Origin of the sequence: Bacillus cytotoxicus NVH 391-98, assembly GCF_000017425.1 — a bacterium.
Lineage (GTDB): Bacteria > Bacillota > Bacilli > Bacillales > Bacillaceae_G > Bacillus_A > Bacillus_A cytotoxicus.
In genome coordinates, this window is sequence record NC_009674.1 from 2,118,339 (window position 1) to 2,136,470 (window position 18,132).

At 34.1% G+C, this 18,132-nt stretch carries 12 protein-coding genes, 2 pseudogenes, 2 CRISPR repeat arrays and 2 other annotated features (1 of these 18 cut by a window edge); of the genes and pseudogenes, 1 reads left to right on the forward strand and 13 read right to left on the reverse strand.

Going from position 1 to position 18,132, the window contains the following annotated elements:
• Nucleotide 1: a binding site (T-box leader), on the reverse strand; it reaches 233 nt to the left of the window's first position.
• Nucleotides 2-56: 55 nt separating this feature from the next.
• Nucleotides 57-288: a binding site (T-box leader), on the reverse strand.
• Nucleotides 289-396: 108 nt separating this feature from the next.
• Nucleotides 397-3,927, reverse strand: coding sequence for a DUF4020 domain-containing protein (locus BCER98_RS10330; RefSeq protein WP_041809784.1), 3,531 nt, complete (start codon nt 3,925-3,927; stop codon nt 397-399).
• Nucleotides 3,928-4,086: 159 nt separating this feature from the next.
• On the opposite strand from BCER98_RS10330, the gene BCER98_RS10335 reads away from it, so the two are divergent.
• Nucleotides 4,087-4,524 (forward strand): YndM family protein, encoded by a 438-nt coding sequence (locus BCER98_RS10335; RefSeq protein ID WP_012094481.1) that lies wholly within the window; start codon nt 4,087-4,089, stop codon nt 4,522-4,524.
• Nucleotides 4,525-4,570: 46 nt separating this feature from the next.
• Here the strand turns inward: BCER98_RS10335 and BCER98_RS10340 are convergent, their stop codons facing one another.
• From BCER98_RS10340 to cas6, 12 genes and pseudogenes are all read right to left on the reverse strand, one after another.
• Nucleotides 4,571-5,908 (reverse strand): D-serine ammonia-lyase, encoded by a 1,338-nt coding sequence (locus BCER98_RS10340; RefSeq protein ID WP_048724439.1) that lies wholly within the window; start codon nt 5,906-5,908, stop codon nt 4,571-4,573.
• A gap of 298 nt (nt 5,909-6,206) precedes the next feature.
• Nucleotides 6,207-6,587, reverse strand: a complete 381-nt coding sequence (locus BCER98_RS10345; RefSeq protein WP_041809787.1) for a VOC family protein — start codon at nt 6,585-6,587, stop codon at nt 6,207-6,209.
• Nucleotides 6,588-6,827: 240 nt separating this feature from the next.
• Nucleotides 6,828-6,968 (reverse strand): annotated as a pseudogene (locus BCER98_RS21835) (DUF2332 family protein); the annotation flags it as partial.
• A 347-nt stretch (nt 6,969-7,315) separates the two neighbouring features.
• Nucleotides 7,316-7,462, reverse strand: coding sequence for a hypothetical protein (locus BCER98_RS22210; protein ID WP_012094485.1), 147 nt, complete (start codon nt 7,460-7,462; stop codon nt 7,316-7,318).
• Nucleotides 7,463-7,692: 230 nt separating this feature from the next.
• A CRISPR array of direct repeats spans nt 7,693-8,047; the repeat unit is 29 nt; unit sequence CTTTATATCCCACTACGTTCAGATAAAAC.
• Nucleotides 8,048-8,270: 223 nt separating this feature from the next.
• The gene (gene cas2, locus BCER98_RS10350; protein WP_012094486.1) at nt 8,271-8,534 is read right to left on the reverse strand and encodes a CRISPR-associated endonuclease Cas2; all 264 of its coding nucleotides are present in this window, start codon (nt 8,532-8,534) and stop codon (nt 8,271-8,273) included.
• A gap of 4 nt (nt 8,535-8,538) precedes the next feature.
• Nucleotides 8,539-9,521 (reverse strand): annotated as a pseudogene (gene cas1b / locus BCER98_RS10355) (type I-B CRISPR-associated endonuclease Cas1b).
• Nucleotides 9,515-10,012, reverse strand: coding sequence for a CRISPR-associated protein Cas4 (gene cas4, locus BCER98_RS10360; protein WP_012094487.1), 498 nt, complete (start codon nt 10,010-10,012; stop codon nt 9,515-9,517). Before cas4 ends, cas1b begins: the two are co-directional and overlap by 7 nt.
• A gap of 62 nt (nt 10,013-10,074) precedes the next feature.
• Nucleotides 10,075-12,300 (reverse strand): CRISPR-associated helicase/endonuclease Cas3, encoded by a 2,226-nt coding sequence (locus tag BCER98_RS10365; RefSeq protein ID WP_012094489.1) that lies wholly within the window; start codon nt 12,298-12,300, stop codon nt 10,075-10,077.
• Nucleotides 12,301-12,353: 53 nt separating this feature from the next.
• Nucleotides 12,354-13,052 carry a type I-B CRISPR-associated protein Cas5b gene (gene cas5b / locus BCER98_RS10370; protein WP_012094490.1) on the reverse strand — a complete coding sequence of 233 codons (699 nt, stop codon included), beginning with the start codon at nt 13,050-13,052 and terminating at the stop codon, nt 12,354-12,356.
• The gene (gene cas7i, locus BCER98_RS10375) at nt 13,049-13,942 is read right to left on the reverse strand and encodes a type I-B CRISPR-associated protein Cas7/Cst2/DevR (RefSeq protein ID WP_012094491.1); all 894 of its coding nucleotides are present in this window, start codon (nt 13,940-13,942) and stop codon (nt 13,049-13,051) included. The genes cas5b and cas7i overlap by 4 nt, the downstream gene beginning before the upstream one ends.
• Nucleotides 13,935-15,683: a type I-B CRISPR-associated protein Cas8b1/Cst1 gene (cas8a1, locus tag BCER98_RS10380; protein WP_012094492.1), complete on the reverse strand. Its 1,749-nt coding sequence runs from the start codon at nt 15,681-15,683 to the stop codon at nt 13,935-13,937. The genes cas7i and cas8a1 overlap by 8 nt, the downstream gene beginning before the upstream one ends.
• Nucleotides 15,683-16,384, reverse strand: a complete 702-nt coding sequence (cas6, locus tag BCER98_RS10385; RefSeq protein ID WP_012094493.1) for a CRISPR-associated endoribonuclease Cas6 — start codon at nt 16,382-16,384, stop codon at nt 15,683-15,685. The genes cas8a1 and cas6 overlap by 1 nt, the downstream gene beginning before the upstream one ends.
• 1,010 nt (nt 16,385-17,394) lie before the next feature.
• Nucleotides 17,395-17,883: direct repeats of the CRISPR family, unit length 29 nt; unit sequence CTTTATATCCCACTACGTTCAGATAAAAC.
• Nucleotides 17,884-18,132 lie beyond the last annotated feature (249 nt).

Below are 18,132 nucleotides of genomic sequence, written 5' to 3' on the forward strand. Positions count from 1 at the left end.
CTATTCCTTTTTCAAGTTGGGCCACAAAAATACAAAAAGTCCCTACTGATCCAATCAGTAGGGACGATATTTATCGCGGTACCACCCTAGTTGTAGACTAACTTCGTCTACCTCTCTTCACTGTTAACGATCAAATGACCGCCTTTTCTTCATAAAGATATATCACTCTATTCCGAAAAAGGTGCTCCAAGACTGTAATTCATGATAACCCCTGTACTGATTCACACCAACCATCAGCTCTCTGTTACAGGAAGATTCTCACTACTGTGATCTCTTCATTGCACGTTATTTATTCAAATGTTTTCGAAATTAAATAAGTATGATTCGTATTATAGAACTCTTTTTTGAATACTGTCAATAACTTTTTATCTATTTTTTTAAAATTCCACTTTCCACTTATGATTCTTGCTGAAAATTTGTTACTACAATGCCAATTCGAATCATTTCGTTTTGAATTGCGGTCAATATGTCATCATCTACATGACAAGTCTCTAACATTTCTTTCATTTGTATCATTTCATTTTCAATGGAGCTAGCGTCTTGCACAATTTGTAACAAAATAAAAAATAGTTTCGCATATGCTTGTACATGAGCTATGACCTTTTCTTTTCTCGTTAAAATCGTCAACAGTAATTGTTTCATTTCCGCCTCTGAACAATGTTCGATCGGAATTGGAAAGCAGTTCAAAATGGTGTACACCCCTTTTTCTGCTACTTCATCCATATAGAAAACAAAACGCAATAACATTACGTATTCTCGGCCAGTGATCAAACTCATTTTCGGGCGTTCTTTTAAAAATGTAGCTAACCACGAATCCCAAAATTTTTGTTTCTCTCGCGCGCTCAATGTTTTTACATAATAGCACAAGTGTTTCAGAAACTTTATTTTGTCATGCTCTTTTTCTTCTATAAATATCATATAAACCCAGTCTGTTCTCTGCCCCCAGTACAACACACACTTAATACATACAAAGCTTAACCATTTTAAAAAGACTTGTTTTGTATGTGGATGCAATAACTCTAAGTGCTCAGCTGCATATTTAATATATTTTTTTATCTCTGTAAATAACGGCAAATTAATTTGTGTATAGCATAGCCCTGCCCATGCATATTTCACTGCTTTATGTTCTCTATTTAATTTAAGATAAGGAAGCACATACTTTCTGCACCATTGTTTTTCAATGTGAAACAAAAATGTAACATCAGCCGTTAAACGCGCTAACATAAAATGCGTTCTCTCAGAAGCAACCTTAATTTGCTCTTCAAATAAAAATAAATATTCATGTATATTGCGATCGTATAAATGGTCGTATGCTAATAATTTCAATAAAACTGACGTCATTTTTCCGACTGGATGCTGGATTGATTCATTATAAAAATCCAGCTCTCCTACTTTAAAACTGCTCTCTCCTTTCATGATATGCGGGAATAAAGAGAATGCAAATCGCTTCACTGCCCGAATCTGATTTTCTTGAAAGTCTTCTAGTCGATTACTAATCTCATATAAGAAGCTACTAATCAACCAATAAAATGCGGGATTTCGTACAAACTGTTGCAATAGTGGAATAATCTTTTGAATCTGCTCATTTGTCAACTTTCGATTATTCCTCCATTCCCTAATGCAAACAAACCATATCTCATCACTTACTCTCTGCTCTCCTATAAGCTGGTAGGCAAGTGCAATACTCCAATCTACATTCAACTTACAAGCCTTTGATAACATCTCTAAAAAATGACGTTGTTCAAATGAATCATCATTTGAACATAACAAAATTTGTTTCTTGATTTCATGACCTTTCAGTTTTAATAACCCGTCAGCTGTTACGTCACATATAATGTTTGGCGCTCTTACTTCTTCTTTTTTCTCACCGTATTGATTCGAAGTAAAATGCGGATGCGTCCGTTTCATTATGCGATAGGCTCTGGCAGTACTCGTACTGTTTGCATCACATGTGTACAGTAAATCTAACACAAGGCACGCATCAAAGAACCTTTCATTTTCAAGATGTTTCATCACTTCTTGAATGACTTCCTTCTTCGTTTTTTCTAATGCATTTTGATAGTGTTTTTTTAGAAATTGAAACACTTCATGCTTATATGTAAAATCAAAAATAAGTTGTTGTTTTCGCAACCACATTAATTTTTCATCAGCTGTTACAAATGTATTTTCACTCATTGCTTCAATCGCAATTTTCTTTTGTAATATACTATCTGTGTCGATCATTTGTGCGATATAATATGCTGCTTTCTCTTTATTATGCTCACATAAATAGGCGAGACATTCTTTCATAATTCGGATTAGAAAAGTAAAATCTTTTGGTTGTAAATCGTGTTCTGAAAATTCCATTGTATGATAAAGAACACCATCTCTTTTTTGTAAAGCTGTTTGTCTTAGCGATAACATTTGTAACTTTTCCAGTCCCATAACTAAAATAGGACCTGCAAAATAGGAAATATGTGGTTTCATTTTTTCTTCCCAAATGCGTTGTACATGTGAAAACACCGATACTGGTAGGCAGCTTGATTCCTCTAACTCAACAGAATCCTGCATATCATCTTCCCATCGCTTTACTCGTTTCAACTTAATTTTCCCGTCTAAAATAAACGTTAATAATAAAACGCTAATTTCTTTATGCTCTGGAAACGAACATTTCTGCAATAGATAGGAAATCTTTTCTATCGACTGACTATTATTCTCAGCTGTCTCTAATAAAAGTAGCGTCCATTTTGCAAATAATATCGGATCCATCGGTTTTTTTGTTTCTTTTAAATAGGTGCAAATGCTCTTCCAAAGTAGCGGTGATATTTTAGAATGATTTTTAAAAATGAGTTGAAATAGTTCTTTTTGATGGCTAACAAGAAATTGTTCAACAAGCCACGCAGCAAGTAATTCATCCACTTCATCGTAATGGGAAGTCATGCGAAATAAATTTTGCAGCTTTCCCTCTGCTTCTAGCCATTCCACCCACCCATAATCACGTGCAAATTCCACAAAGTATCTAAGCATTTCAATTTTTTTAATCGCTTGTTTAATATAAGATAATTGTTCTTGTTCAACAGATGGTGGAACTGTTACAATATCGCGAATACGCATTCTTTTTGTAATATAATTATCTCCCATTAATTCCGCCCATCGTTTTACTGCTCTAACAAGTGCTTGATGGTTATTTGCTTTATTCGGATAGACAATCGGCTTTACTCCCAAATGTTCCCAATGATACGTATTATCCCCGTGTGCAACAAAAGCATAGCGCCTTGTACTAGGCGGTAAACCTGTCGCTAAATATTTCATAACCGGATCATTATGGCTATATCCAATAAACAAAACTGTGTAATTCGAGAATAAATCAACTAAAAAACGACGCGCCCATCCTTCTGTCAAATAAGCCCTTCCAAAATCACCATCTGTTAAAATTAAATTTTCTTTTTCTTGCTCCACATTTCCGTGTATATATGCTAATCCTTTAAACGCTCTTCCCGTCGGCAAAGCAGGCGCATAGTAAATATTAAAATCCCGGTCACTCTCTCGCATAGCAGTAGTAAAATGCTGGTCGAAGTTCGTTGTTACAATTCGCACATCCGTATCTTTCGGAAAAAGTCTTGGAATCGCATAATGTAGCGGATTCGGTTTCGATCCTTCCACGTTTACGAGATCTTTCGCAATTTGATGAACATCTTTCGTCTTTGCAATTTTACCAAGATAGTAATCGTGCGGTTCTGTTATTTCACGTTTTTCAACGTATAAAGCCTTCGCAATTTCATCAACTAAATCATCAAAATTTGGTAAGTTTGATTTTCCTTTCATAGAAACTCCCGCTCCGACAAACAATACGAGCTTCCCTTGTTCAAGATGATCAAATAACTCCTCTGGAATTTCTACTTCTGAAGTAATCCACATTCGGATTCCCTCCTTACCTAAAAATGTCATAACTCCTCAGTTTACTATAACATTTTTCTTATGATATTTCTCAATATTTAGTCAAATTGCTGGCATGAAAAAATGCAAATCTCTCACCTCAATATCGCTATAGCATGTATGAAGTTATTGCGTTAGAGAAAAACTATGTAGAAACGGGAGGTGTACACGTTGAGTGATATTGCTTTAGTGCTCATAAAATTTATATCTTGTATCATTGCTTTTGCAATCGGACTTGCTTTGTTTTTTCCGGCCACACTCGTTCAAATTATTTCCTTTAGTTTATTTGTAACGATTATTTCATACGTATTTGTAGATAAAATAATCTTAGAACGCATTGGTCGATCCGCAGCTATTATGACGGATTTCCTGTTAACTTATTTAAGTGTATGGATTTTTGGAAACATTTTGTTAGATCATTACATGCAAATTGCATGGGGAAGCATTCTTTCTGCTTTAGTCTTTACTTTATGTGAAGTCATTGTTCAGCGCTTTTCCCATGCTCACGAACGACATAACAGCGATAACATCCACCTTAACCGCCGCTTCTCATACGGAACAGAATTTGCGGAAGAACAAAATCCATTAGACAAAAACAAGAAAAAATAAACAAAAAGACGTCATCATTTAAAATGACGTCCTTTTTGTACACGATTTACTGATTTTGATAATACTCATCGAACACGGATTTCGGTACCATTCCACCGCCTGTTGCCCACATCATATGTGTCGAACGATTCATCTTACCTTCTAATTTATGTCTCTTCACATAATTTTCTTGTCGATACAATTGCACTGGACCATAGACTGCTGCTAATGCAGACGGTTCTAAGCGTATATTCTCCGTGTCTACCATTGCCTTTAATAATTCATAAAGTTGTTGATCTTCAACTGTATAGCAACCACTAAGAAGCGGCTCCATAATCTTTCCAACAAAACCAGATGCCCTTCCAACCGCAAGACCATCTGCTTCTGTTACATTATCAATCTCAAAATCTTGAACTGCAATTTCATCATGAAGCCCTGTCACTAAACCGAGCAACATGCATGGTGAATGTGTTGGTTCTGCAAAGAAACAATGTACAGCATCACCAAATAGTAATTTCAAGCCAAAAGCGACTCCTCCAGGTCCTCCGCCAACACCACATGGCAAATAGACAAATAAAGGATGGTCTTTATCTACTCTAATATTCTTATCTTCAAGCTGCTGCTTTACCCTGGAAGCCGCAACTGCATAACCTAAAAATAAATGTTTCGAGTTCTCATCATCAATAAAATAACAATGAGGATCTTGCTCTGCTTGTTTTCTCCCCTCTTCTACTGCTTTACTATAATCAGATTCATATTCGACAACCGTTACCCCTTTATTACGAAGCAGTTCTTTTTTCCATTCCTTTGCATCAGCTGACATATGTACTGTTACTTGAAAACCTAACTTCGCACTCATAATACCGATACTTAGTCCTAAATTACCTGTTGATCCAACCGCAATGGAATATTGAGAAAAGAATTCTCGAAACCTATCGCTATCTAACTTTGCATAATGATCTTCTTCACAAAGCAAATTGTGCTCTATCGCCAACTTCTCTGCATGCTGCAACACTTCATAAATACCGCCGCGCGCTTTTATCGATCCGGAAATTGGTAAATTGTTATCACATTTTAATAAAAACCTACCTGGCATTTCCTGCGCAAAGGCATCCTCTAAATATTGCTTCATATGCATCGTTTCAACAAGAGGAGATTCGATAATTCCATCCATCTCTTTTGTTTCTGGAAACACTTTCGCAATATACGGCGCAAAACGAAGCAAACGTGCCTCTGCTTCTTTCACATCTTCCGTCGTTAAAACAAAATCCTGTCTCGCTTTTTCATAGGAACTATAATTGGGATTTTCCCAAAACACTTCACTTGTTTCGATTAACTGCCGTAAAATCGGATTCTCCTCAGTCCACTTTCTTATTGTTTTTCCTTTTATCATTTTTTCCCACATATCATTTCCTCCCCCAAATGCCTCTATTTTACGATTCATTAACATTGGAATCTGCATATTATTAACACCAAGTAAGTCCTTTCAATCGAAATACTATGTAGTAATAAACAGCAATACTCTATATGAAGTTTCACTACAACATGCTTGATATTACGTTTGACATCCATCTCTTTTAGAGCGCTTTCATCCCTGCTCGATTCATCATTATACAAAGAACGTTTCGGATTGTCATCCTACAAAAAAGACCCTGTAAAACAGGATCAAAACAACCTTTAACACCTCTTACTGTTATTTCATATTAAGACTTTTCCATAATGGCAAAATAATTCCCTTCATCGTCAGCAAAATTAAAAGCCTTGCCCGTAGGCATATTTACAATTTCGCCAACCTCCACCTTTTTATCAACAAGTTGTTTATGTAACTGCTCAATATTTTCTGTAAAAAACAGCATAGAAGGTGTATTCAAGTTTAATTCTGGCTGCATTTTCGCAATAAATTCTTTATTATGTAACACAATACTTGTTTCAGCTTCCTTCGTTGGCGCAATTTCGATCCATCTAAATCCCTTACCGTTATCTTCTTCAGCAATTAGATGAAAGCCCATCTTTTCCGTCCAAAATTGTACAGCTTCATCTTGATCCTTTACATATAACATAATTTGACCAACTTTATGAATCATCATCTTCTCTCCTTTTCTAGTCACATAGTTATATTTAGTATATAAGAACATTCATTCCCTTTAAAATATTTTTTGAAATGATTTTATGCTCCCTACCCAAAACCTTCTCAATCTATCACCCTTTTTATTGTAACCGATTTATTTAGACGAAACATGCCATGAAAACCGAAAAAATAATCTAACATAATTTTATTATGTAAACAAAATGAAATTATGCTTAACGCCAATTTCTTTTATTTATTCTATTAATCCATGTTTTACACTTTCAGACATTTGCTTTGCGACATGCGTATGAAAAATACATATCGCAAATTCTTTTGGGATTTTTTCTACGATTTCTGCAAGGAGAGCTACTCTATCTCCTTCTATCAGTTTCACTGATATGAACGAAACTTTCAAGTCCTTCCCCATATTTCGGGTTAAAACAATATTTTAAGCAACTCAAAGTAGAGGGTACAAAATTTGGTGTTCCCTCTAGAAAACTTTATACGGAAAGGCGCGCATGATAACCTTACGGGTAAGCGCCAACTTCCTTTAGGAATTTGGCAGCTCGGCGTATGAATCATGCCCGCAGAGGCTCCATGTCAAGTTTTTTAAGGTCTTTACACGATTTCCAGGTTTTTAGGGAGCTATCACTGCGCAATCTACTCCTAAGCTGAAAAGTAAGCGGTAAATCCCATAGCCAGTTGAACCAGCCTCATAGCATGCTTTTAGGTGTTCAACGGCACCTAATTTTTTATCAGCTTTCTTAGAGATTCAGGTGTATGAGGGATCATTCCTAAATATCTAGGTTCTTCTCTTCCTTCATCCGCGATAGCAACAGCAATTTTTTCCTTTGAAACGTCTAAACCTACGTATTTTGTGGTATCCTTCATAATAAACTAGCTCCTTTCGTAATGTAGCTCTGATTTGGTTTGTTTTTTATAGTTATTCAGTGTAACCAAATTAACCTACGAAATTACGGGTAAGGAGCTAGTTTCGTTCACGATAACTTCTTTCTTTTCTAAAAAACTAGCCACTATTTTAAAAGGTTCTATACCGCTCAGATAAGCATAAATGGCGACTAATTTTGTTTCCATGGGTTATTTAACCATAAGAAAACTGCCTTTCTATTCCACTACGTTCAGATAAAACTCCACATAGAAGCATTGTGAATCATAATTTTTGCTGTCTTTATATCCCACTACGTTCAGATAAAACGCGAATGGTATGTGCTGAAGACTATCAAAAAATAACCTTTATATCCCACTACGTTCAGATAAAACTTTTGGTCGTTACCTGTATGTGTGTTTACCTCCATGACTTTATATCCCACTACGTTCAGATAAAACCTTTTTTGGTCTCGCAGCTTTCCACATCATGAATTTCTTTATATCCCACTACGTTCAGATAAAACCCTTAAAGCTACAGCGAACGTTAAGCGGTCATTGACTTTATATCCCACTACGTTCAGATAAAACCCCTATAAAAAAACACTATAATCCCTTTTAAATCAAGGAACACATTACATTAAGACTTCCAAATCTTGCAGCGGATGTTGAGTCGTGTTTCAAAAGTATTTTCAAAAATACGCTCCATCCTTTAACAGACAAGAGGTTGGCAGTTTACTCGCTAAAAAACGATGCACTGCAAACTTCTCACTAATAAGAAAAAAACTACTCCTAATATATTATAAAATCGTGTTTAGAGAAATAGCTCTTCGTAACTTTTCTCAATACCAAATACCTTTTTCTTTATATTACGTGGATTATTTACTTCATATAAGTAAATAGAATCCTCACTCGATATTATAATCTGATCTAATTCAGCTAAGCATTTTAAGAGTTGTGTCCTAGATAATTCTCCTTCAAAAACAGAGTTTTGCGTCCAAGTTAAATACTGTTTTAATTTCTTGCACGCTTTTCCTACTCTTTTTTCTCCAATATCATAAGTAATTATAACAAACATTTTTTTACCACCACGCTTTTAAAGGTTTATACAATTCATCACCAATCATATGTTTAATGAGTTTATAACACTCTAAACGTATAAAATATTTGTAAGACACTTTTCGTTTCAAACGACGATGCATCACCGTCTGTCCCAGTTTTCCTTCCCATGCCTGCAAAAACTTTTTTCGTCCTTGTTCATTTAATAATACCATCTCATCAAGACTCTCAAAATGCTTTAAGCTAATCATTTTCTTATTAACAAGTGTAAAGATTAGTGGATCCACAATAAGCGGCTTAAAAATTTCTGCAATGTCAAGACTTAACGAATAACGCTTTGATGATGGTTCATGTAAGTAACTAATTGTTGGATTTAATTGCGTTTTGTAAATTTCTGATAAAACTGTTGTATAGCATAAACTATTCCCAAATGAAATCAATGCATTGATCTCATCTTGAGGTGGTTTCTTAGAACGCTTATAAAACGAAAATTCAGGTGTAAAATATAATTAAACATAGAATAATACTGTTGTCGAATAAGTCCTTCAACACCCATGAGCTGCTGGATTGTGCTAGCTTGTGATATTTGTGGAGTTAATCGTATGATTTCTCCTAGCATTTCAGCGGTTATTTGTTTATATCCTCTTAAAGTTCTAAGCATATGAAATACAGCTGAAGAGACAAAGGCTTTGGCAAGTATTAATCGTTTGTCTGTATCTAAATAGTGAGCACTTTGCTGCACCAATGTAAAGCCTGATAAATTACTTTCGCGTGGTGTAAAACTACCGCTATAAAAACCATAATAGTTGAAAAAATGCACATGAATTTGATGTTGATTTAAAAAATTTAATAATTTCGTATTGAAATCCACCTGTCCAAATACATATAAATTATCAATTTGTGCAATCGGTAGTGATCTCTTCTTTTCCTCCTCATTAATAAAATAAAATGTATTGTCTTTCCTTTTCATTCTTCCGTTTGAAAAAATATAGAAATCTCTCAGCATCCTTCTCCCTCCCCAGAAAAACAAAAATCATAATATGCACACGATGAGCAATACTTTTTCTTTTCCAGTTTTGGAGGTTTATCACTCAATATAATGGCTTGAATACGTTTTTGAATATTTTCTAATTCTTGTTGATTAGCTTCTGTTAAATGAACTTCTTCTGTCCTTTTTTCTTTCTTATAACTTAATAACCCTTTCTTTGTAACTCCTCGTTTCTTCAATTCTGCTAAATAATAAAGTAATTGCCAACGATCCGCTTCTTGCATTTTGCTGGTTAACTTAATTTCGCGAATATATTCCCCTTCAATTTCGTCGATCTTACCTACACCGTCAATATCCAATTCACGGTGTTCCATACGTTGATATGTAGAGTCGTGAAGAATTTTCCCTTCTATCACCCGCTCACTTTCTTTTTCTAATTGAATTTGATGCACAAATAACCAAAGTTTACGATGACAAACAAAATAGTAATGAATGTAAGTCCCTTTCACCTTACCACCTCATTTTAAATTTGTTATGTAACATCCCACTCCGGTTCAATAAACTTATAAAATCAAATAAAATTATCTAGTTCCTGATCTAGTAATACACCTGTACCTGTTTTACTTTTCTCATCAAAATCGTACTGTAGTTCTAAAATTTTAATCCATGGTAGCAAGTTATATTTTTTTCCGTTACTTTGTATACGTTCATGAGGTATTCTAGATGTTTTCCCTCTGACTCTATTTTTCCGCAAACTAACTGTTAACTTTGCAATTTCACGATACAATCTTGCTCGTTCTTCTTTATTCACTATTTTAAGCTGTTCAAATAAATGCTCGTTTTCATCATAAATATTTCTAGGAATTACAAGTTCAGCCTGAATATCGCGAAGTAACTTTTGAGCATCCTTCGAAGATAATGTATAATCCTCAAATGTTTGCAATTGCTCTAGAGCATCGTCGAATGTTTTAAGAAATTCCGTTCCTTTTAAATTTTCCCTGCTATACAATTGAGACACAAGTTCAATCTTTTGAGATTCAAGTAATATTTTTCGATTAAAGGGTCGTAAAATATCTAATGATTTCATTAGAATTTCTTCATCATATACATATTTCACACCACTCATATCAACTGCATATATAAACACATTTGGCTCTTGATGCATCATATATTGTCTTCTTCGATAACAACGTCCAAATCGCTGACATAAGCTATCTAATGTTGCAGCTTCAGTAAATAAAACATCAAAATCAATATCGATAGATGCTTCGACAAGCTGTGTTGTGATCCAAATTCCAGTTGCTTCTTTATTTTCATCAAAGAGAAGTAATTCTTTTTCAATTAGAGTTCTATGTTTTTGAATATACATAGAATGAAAGACATGAACATTGTCACTATATTCCTTGATTTTGTTATACAACTCCATTGCACGTTTTACTGTATTAGCGATAACCAATATTTTTTTTTGCTTCCCTAAATCTACAATTTTCTCAAAATCATCTACTATTGGCTTTTCTACAACCTCAATACAATGTCGTATAACGCAATCATCTATAAATGTATCTACTCGAAATCCATCGCTAGAGATAATGTCGCTCTCATTCAAGGTTTCTAAATAGATGCTAGGAAGTGTCGCTGTCATGAGTAGAAATTTCCCACCTACTAGATAAATCATTTCTAACGCACGAACCAATACAGCTGCAATTTTCGGATCATATGCTTGAATTTCATCAATGACAACCGAAGAATATGCCATTGTTGCAAGTTCTTTTTCGTAACCACGATAAAGAAACGGGAATTTCAATATTTGATCAATCGTAGTAAACAGCAATTTACTTGAAAAATGCTTAGATTGTTCTGCAATTACTTCCCAGTCTTCTTCAAGATTCTCTGTTAAATAATCCATTGATGATGAATGCAACAAACCAACATTTTTATAGTTCATTTTTTCATACACTCTATGAAATAGTGCATTAATACTAACCCTTAACGGTAGTGTGAAGAATGTTTTGCTGTCACTAGCCCAAAGAAGAGCAGCTTCCGTTTTCCCCATACCCGTTTGTGCTACAATGATTAAATTTTCTTTACGATGTTTATGTGCATGTTTTTGTAAATCGCGATATACTTCTTCAACTGGCACTCTCTTTTTCTCTGCAATTTTTTGAAATCCAGCATCCACAAGTTTCTTAAAATCTTGTTTTGCATCAATTTCAATATCTACATGAGCAGAAGCTGCATGATCAATACGATGAAGCAAACCTTTCAGAATAACATAATCTACATAATTTTCTTTATTATCACTATACTTAATTCGCCTATGTAGTTGAGCTAAAATACGATTAAATTTCTTTTCTAAATTTGCGCCATTAATATTTAAATGTTTATTAATTTCATCCATTTTCGGCCAAAGGTCCTGCCAAAGAGCTTGTCTAATTAATGTATCATTAGGTTCGATATCCCGTTCATGATGATATGCAATTGCTTGAATAAGGGCTTGATAGTCTTTTTTCGGTAATGAAAAAATCGATTCTGGCAATAAGAAAGGAGATAAATAGTTGTGTGGAACTTCTAAATTCCTTTGCAACTTTACTCCTTCTCCAAGAGCACGCCTTATGTTTAATTGAAATGGCTCATGAGCTTTACCAGCATCATGATAATCAACAGCATAAAGAAGTAACTCCCAAATACGTTCATCAAAATAATGACCATATGATTCTTTTAACTTTTTATAGCGTGAGCGTAATTCATCTGTATGTTCGCGTAATGTTTCTTTCGGATTAGATTTCGCTAAAAACATCATCATCACCTCAAAAATAAGTTCGTATTCTTCAAAAAGAATACGAACCCTTTTTATTCATTCCAAAGAACGATATGCTCTCCATCTGTATGAAATAATTTCCCATCTTCAAAATGAGGATTATTTCCATTCACATAAAGAGAAGGAATCTTATTCCATTCTCTTATTCCATTCACAATCTTATATGTCCAATTTAAACGATATGGAATGCCCGCAGGAAAATCCGTTTTATAATAATATTTCGGAACATATATGGCATATTTCGAATACCACTCATCACACTCTTCTAATTCTACAAATGTTACTTCATCTACTCGTACTAAATCCTCATGACGACCAAGAGACAAGTGCTGGTTCAATTCAATAAAGTGTTGGTAAATACGTTCTAGTAACGCTTCTTCCCCAGCAATATGAATAACAAGTTCCACATTAAAAAGCATATGTGTATATAAAGGCATGGAAGTCATATGTTCTTGTTCTGGTACCTCCATTGCTAGCCCATCAAAAATAATAGGCATAGAAACGGATTTCTTTTTCACCATATAACTTTTTCTATAATCTATTAGCTTTGTTTCATAGTTTCCTTGTATTGAAAAACGTAAAGGTAACAGTTCATTTGCTTGTAATAGTTGATGGATCATTCCTTTAACCGTGGAATACGGAGGTAGTGGATATGTTTCCGCTACCTTGTTTGCAAATGGCTTTGTATAGCAAGCTGTTTCTTGAAAAAGTTTTAATCGAATTACCTTCATACTAACACCTTATAAAATTGTTCTACTTCATTCATTACATGCTGATAAAACTCTTCTACGGATACAGTGTCTGTAAGTTGAGAAATCTCCTCTTCATTTGCAAATACTCCATCAACTAAACCAATTTTTGTACAAGTACGTACATCATGACCTAATACTGTTTGTCCTAATACCGATGCTAATGACTTCACATTCAATAAATTCGAATCAAAGTTTTGCAAAGAAATTCGGCCTAAGAAAAACGGATTTGCAATTGGATACACACCGCCAATCACAAATAATGGAGATAAATTTTCTTGCCGCCCACGAATTTCACGATTTAAATACTTCGTAAGCTCAATTAATTGTTTAACTCGATTTACTTTTTCGTCTACTGGTAATTCGATTTCTCCATCTACCCCAACTTTTGATAAATCCACTGTTAATGTGTAAGTATATAAACTTTCATGCTGTTCTAATGTAGCTAAGTTGGGATTCTCCTGAATACGTGAAGCTAATCCCATGTTATTTAAAAATTCTAAATCACTACGATATGGTTCTAATGAGACCGCATGACTTAATCGTACTACAGCTGAACGCTTATCTGCCCCTGCTTTCGCTTTTGTTTTCATATATCCAAATAAATCCATTTCAACAGAATCAGCAATTGTACAATCATCTTTAAATTGAACAACACCTTTGCTTTTATCAACAACATTTAAGTTCCAGTTAAACAATTGATTACCTAAGCGTACAATATCATAACGAATCGCTTGACGAGAGGCGAAAGAATAAACCTCTCCATTCCCACGATGGAACTTTTTTAACTCAGAAATATTCGCTGTGCCTTCCCCATAATTTAAAGAGCTTGCCTTAAATATGATTGTTAATGTTAAAGCTTTATTATTCATTTATCTTCTCCTCCTCTTTTGAAATTAGCCCTGCAATAAACGAATCCCCAATAGAAGCAAAATCAATATTTGATTCGTCTAATATATTCATAAACACTCTTGGGAACGGTTTTTCTACAGACATATATAACCGCATTACTGTATCTAAAAACATCTTCTTATCATTCGATCGAATTGCATTTAATAATCGGTAAGCAACAGATCGTATTTTCCCTTCTTCTACTATGTTTTTTATTGCTACCCCCTCATAAAAAGCACTCCAGATTCTGTTCTTACTAGTTTTCAAATCTGTATTCATTTTCCCCTCTCCTTTTACAAAGAACAAATAGTAACACCGTAATAAACAGGCATAAACAATTTCATTTGCTAATTTCTGTTCTTGCAACTTCTTGCGCAAAGCATTATGAATGATATGCTTTGAATCTTGATAGCGTAAAAATGCATGAACAATTTGATTCCTAAGTACGTAATTTAATCTACTAAACCATTTCGTACAATTTTTTTCTTTAAAGAATGAACATAATCCTGGGGTTAAATGTAGGTATTGCAAATCTGTTTTTTTTGCATTATATTCCGAAGAGTATTCTAAAATTAAATAACTATCTCCAGTGTGCTGTGCCTTCGTTTTCTGCTCAGCAATTAAATCAAAAATAATTTCATCAAATGCTTTATCTTTACTTCGCCCTATTTCATATGTTTCATTTGCATAAATAACTTGTTCAAATCGTCCTTCTCGCTGAACAAATAAAGATTTCCCTCCAATAATCGAAGCTCCAGCAGGTGCACAAAATAAAATTAATTTTGCCAATTTGCTTACTGGAATGGTTAATGTTCCATTGGCATTCCAGTAAAAGTTAAGCGCTTTCGAAGCACTCATAGATAAAGGAGAAAAATGCAACTCAGAATACTGTTCAAATGCCCACTGCGAGTCAAAAAAACTACAACAATTTATTTCATTAGATACATAATCTTTTATTTGCTGAATTGTCATCTTTTTAAACTTCGTTTTTAATTTTTTTGCCATTTCATGTGTACTTATTTCAAGATATTTCATAATTTCATCTGAATCTTCAGCTCTTGCAATCATTTGTTGCAACTCTAAATCAGCAAGTAAACTTTCAATATAATCTTTTCTAAAAATTTCTTTTTGTTCTTCAATATCTTTCGATGTATGTGATACATTTAAAAAACTAACTTGTCCAAAATATGTACCTAAAACAGTTGCTTTAAAATAATTTAATGTTAATTTTTCATTAATATTCGGTTCCGATAAAGCTTGGATATACTCTTCAATCCATTTATCCATTTCTGGATTATATGTCTTTTGATTCCGAATTAAAGTAGCATATTCTACTAATCTTTTTTTATGCGAAGAATCCTCAAATTTCTTTTCAACTTTTTCAATAGCCGTTTTTTTTATCGTTTCATCAAGACTCTTTTTAGCCGCTTGCATCCGCCGTTTCGCTTCTTTGCTTCCCTTTGATTCACTTTCTGCTCTAAACTTCAAAAAAGTTCTCCTAATATTTTGTTCATCACGCTTAGCTACACTAAATCGATCCAAAAAGTAGTCAAAATAATAGTGTTCAAAGTTTCTTAAATGTTCAGGGTTAAACAAAATCCCCTCATCAGTCGTTTTCACTTTTATACCCGCATGCTTCAAAATTCGATAATATCCAACTAACCCTTGAGTTATTGTCCATTCCTCTGCCGCTAAAGGAATCTCTTCCGTTACAAATATCATTATACCACCTCCACAGCACCGAATCCTTGACTAGATCTAAAGCCTAATCCAATTTCCGAAAGTATTTTCAAATCTTCCACAGCACCTTGTAAGGAAAAAATCCCATGATAGCCCGTAAAAAATAGCGTATCATGATCACTATGAATTTTCTCCTTGACCACTACTTTTTTCATATTCTTACTTGTAAAAATAAGTGGTTGTTTTAGTCCATACCCACGAAATTCTTTCAGAACTGTGTCAGAAATATAGTTTAATTCTTTTTCAAACTTATCATCATCTATGAAAATTGGCTTGGCGTGTTTATCACGGATTAATAGAGGGGATAGTGTTTTAAAATACACATGATTTTGATTAATATCCGCACTATTTACCATTTGTACCTTCATTCGTTTTAGACTAAAGCCTTTATATCGAAAGTCGTTCATTTTCATAAGCCCATTGTAAAAGTGCAACATAAATTGAGCATCTGGAGAAGTTATTGTAAGACCAACATATCCTTTAATATGAAACTCTGTTGCATTAAGTTTATAATCATGTATATATACGCCGTAAGAGAATGGTCGATTCGCTTTACTTTCTTGGTATATCTGTTGAAAATATGCAGCATCGGATAACTTCAAAGCTTCTTTAATAAAACTCACCATCATCATTCTATATGAAATCGGAAACCGATTCGTTTGTAATTTAATATGTAACCTCATATGCTATCCTCCTTCATTGTATTTGATTTTATTATACCGCCCAATATATTCTATATAAGTGCTTTTTGGTTAACAATTTGTGAATATGCAAAATCCCCTTAGAAGGGTTATAGCCATGAACTTAAGAAAGTGAGCAAAATAATTAAATTACACACCAATTAAGGAATTTATCAGGTATATATATCGATTAAAACACAAACATAGAACTCGACTATCTTATATCGTTTGAAATAGAATGAACGATATAAACGCTTGATGCATCAAAAAAATGAAAAAATACCAAATCTGTGAGCAGAGTAACTCTATTAGTTACCAACACTTCGACAGAAAAACTGCCAGCTACAAAGGGAGGCACTGAAAAAGTCCACTTCATAATAATAAAAAGGCGCCCGCCATCTACTATGTAGGTAAAAGCCCCCCTTGTATCCTTAACATTTCGATAAAATGCGTGTTATTTTTCAAAACCACCATTTTTCAGTATCCTCTCACAGAAGTGTATGCTTTTTATTCATTACGACAGCAAATAGAACTTCTATTTAAAATAAATTTATACTCCTTGCGTTTATGTTTATTTGCAAGCGTTACACCTATCAACTACAAAGACCTTTATGAGAGACACAAGGAAAAAATGAGTAAGTTGAAATATGCTTATATGGTGCAAATCTATCAAAAAAATATACACCGCAACTTTTTTGTACTTCCCCCCCCTGTTTTAGTGCTTAGCAACCTCTTTCAAGCTATCAGTAAACAAAACATAGAAAAATCAGCGAATCGGCTTCAAATAGCGCCATAAAATATATATCATAGGAAGTTCTATTTGAATATACCCAAAATCCAGGATTGCATTCAAAGATTACAAAAAAGTGTCCCGATACTTTTTTAGGGGAAGCACTTCTCTAAAGTTGATAGCTATGCCCTAGAAGGACTATTATCATCTGAAGCTTTTTATCTTATCCACTACGTTCAGATAAAACTTTCTAACAATGTCCAAAAACCATTGAATACATTGGATTTATATCCCACTACGTTCAGATAAAACTGGGACAAACATGCTACTTTCTTGAACGCTCAGTCAACTTTATATCCCACTACGTTCAGATAAAACAGGATTTCACGGAGCGATTGCAAAGAAAAACATCCCCTTTATATCCCACTACGTTCAGATAAAACCCGTGTTGGTGGCGTTGGTGGTGCATTGCAAACCGTCTTTATATCCCACTACGTTCAGATAAAACCACTGAAATTAGTGTCGTCTAAAACAGAGACGTTTCCCTTTATATCCCACTACGTTCAGATAAAACTGAACCATTTTTCAATAATCAATATTCCTTTCTTAAGCTTTATATCCCACTACGTTCAGATAAAACTCGTGCGACCAAGCGGAAATGGTAGCGCACGGATCACTTTATATCCCACTACGTTCAGATAAAACACGCGCGTAGTGTAGAAGACTTTGCACGCGGTATCGTGCTTTATATCCCACTACGTTCAGATAAAACCCTATAAAAAATCACCATAATTCTCTTTAAAATCAATACATTTATTATATAATACACTGAAAGTTTTGCAGCACACTGTTAGTTTTGTTTCATATGCATTTTCAAAAATAAAGTCTATCCCTTGAAACATAAGGGTTTTGACTCCTTTCTTTCAAAAATTGATATGCTGCAAAATGAGTATTGGTATAGGTACACTCTTATTTTCTAATATAATACAAAACTACATTTAAGAAAAGAATTCTTTAATCA

What these genes read in the sequence shown, in the direction of transcription:
- BCER98_RS10345 (WP_041809787.1), bottom strand. Translation starts at nt 6,587, where the DNA reads ATGATTCATAAAGTTGGTCAAATTATGTTATATGTAAAGGATCAAGAT.
- BCER98_RS10330 (WP_041809784.1), bottom strand. Translation starts at nt 3,927, where the DNA reads ATGACATTTTTAGGTAAGGAGGGAATCCGAATGTGGATTACTTCAGAA.
- cas7i (WP_012094491.1), bottom strand. Translation starts at nt 13,942, where the DNA reads ATGAATAATAAAGCTTTAACATTAACAATCATATTTAAGGCAAGCTCT.
- cas8a1 (WP_012094492.1), bottom strand. Translation starts at nt 15,683, where the DNA reads ATGATATTTGTAACGGAAGAGATTCCTTTAGCGGCAGAGGAATGGACA.
- BCER98_RS10340 (WP_048724439.1), bottom strand. Translation starts at nt 5,908, where the DNA reads ATGTGGGAAAAAATGATAAAAGGAAAAACAATAAGAAAGTGGACTGAG.
- cas6 (WP_012094493.1), bottom strand. Translation starts at nt 16,384, where the DNA reads ATGAGGTTACATATTAAATTACAAACGAATCGGTTTCCGATTTCATAT.
- cas5b (WP_012094490.1), bottom strand. Translation starts at nt 13,052, where the DNA reads ATGAAGGTAATTCGATTAAAACTTTTTCAAGAAACAGCTTGCTATACA.
- cas2 (WP_012094486.1), bottom strand. Translation starts at nt 8,534, where the DNA reads ATGTTTGTTATAATTACTTATGATATTGGAGAAAAAAGAGTAGGAAAA.
- BCER98_RS10365 (WP_012094489.1), bottom strand. Translation starts at nt 12,300, where the DNA reads ATGTTTTTAGCGAAATCTAATCCGAAAGAAACATTACGCGAACATACA.
- BCER98_RS22210 (WP_012094485.1), bottom strand. Translation starts at nt 7,462, where the DNA reads ATGAAGGATACCACAAAATACGTAGGTTTAGACGTTTCAAAGGAAAAA.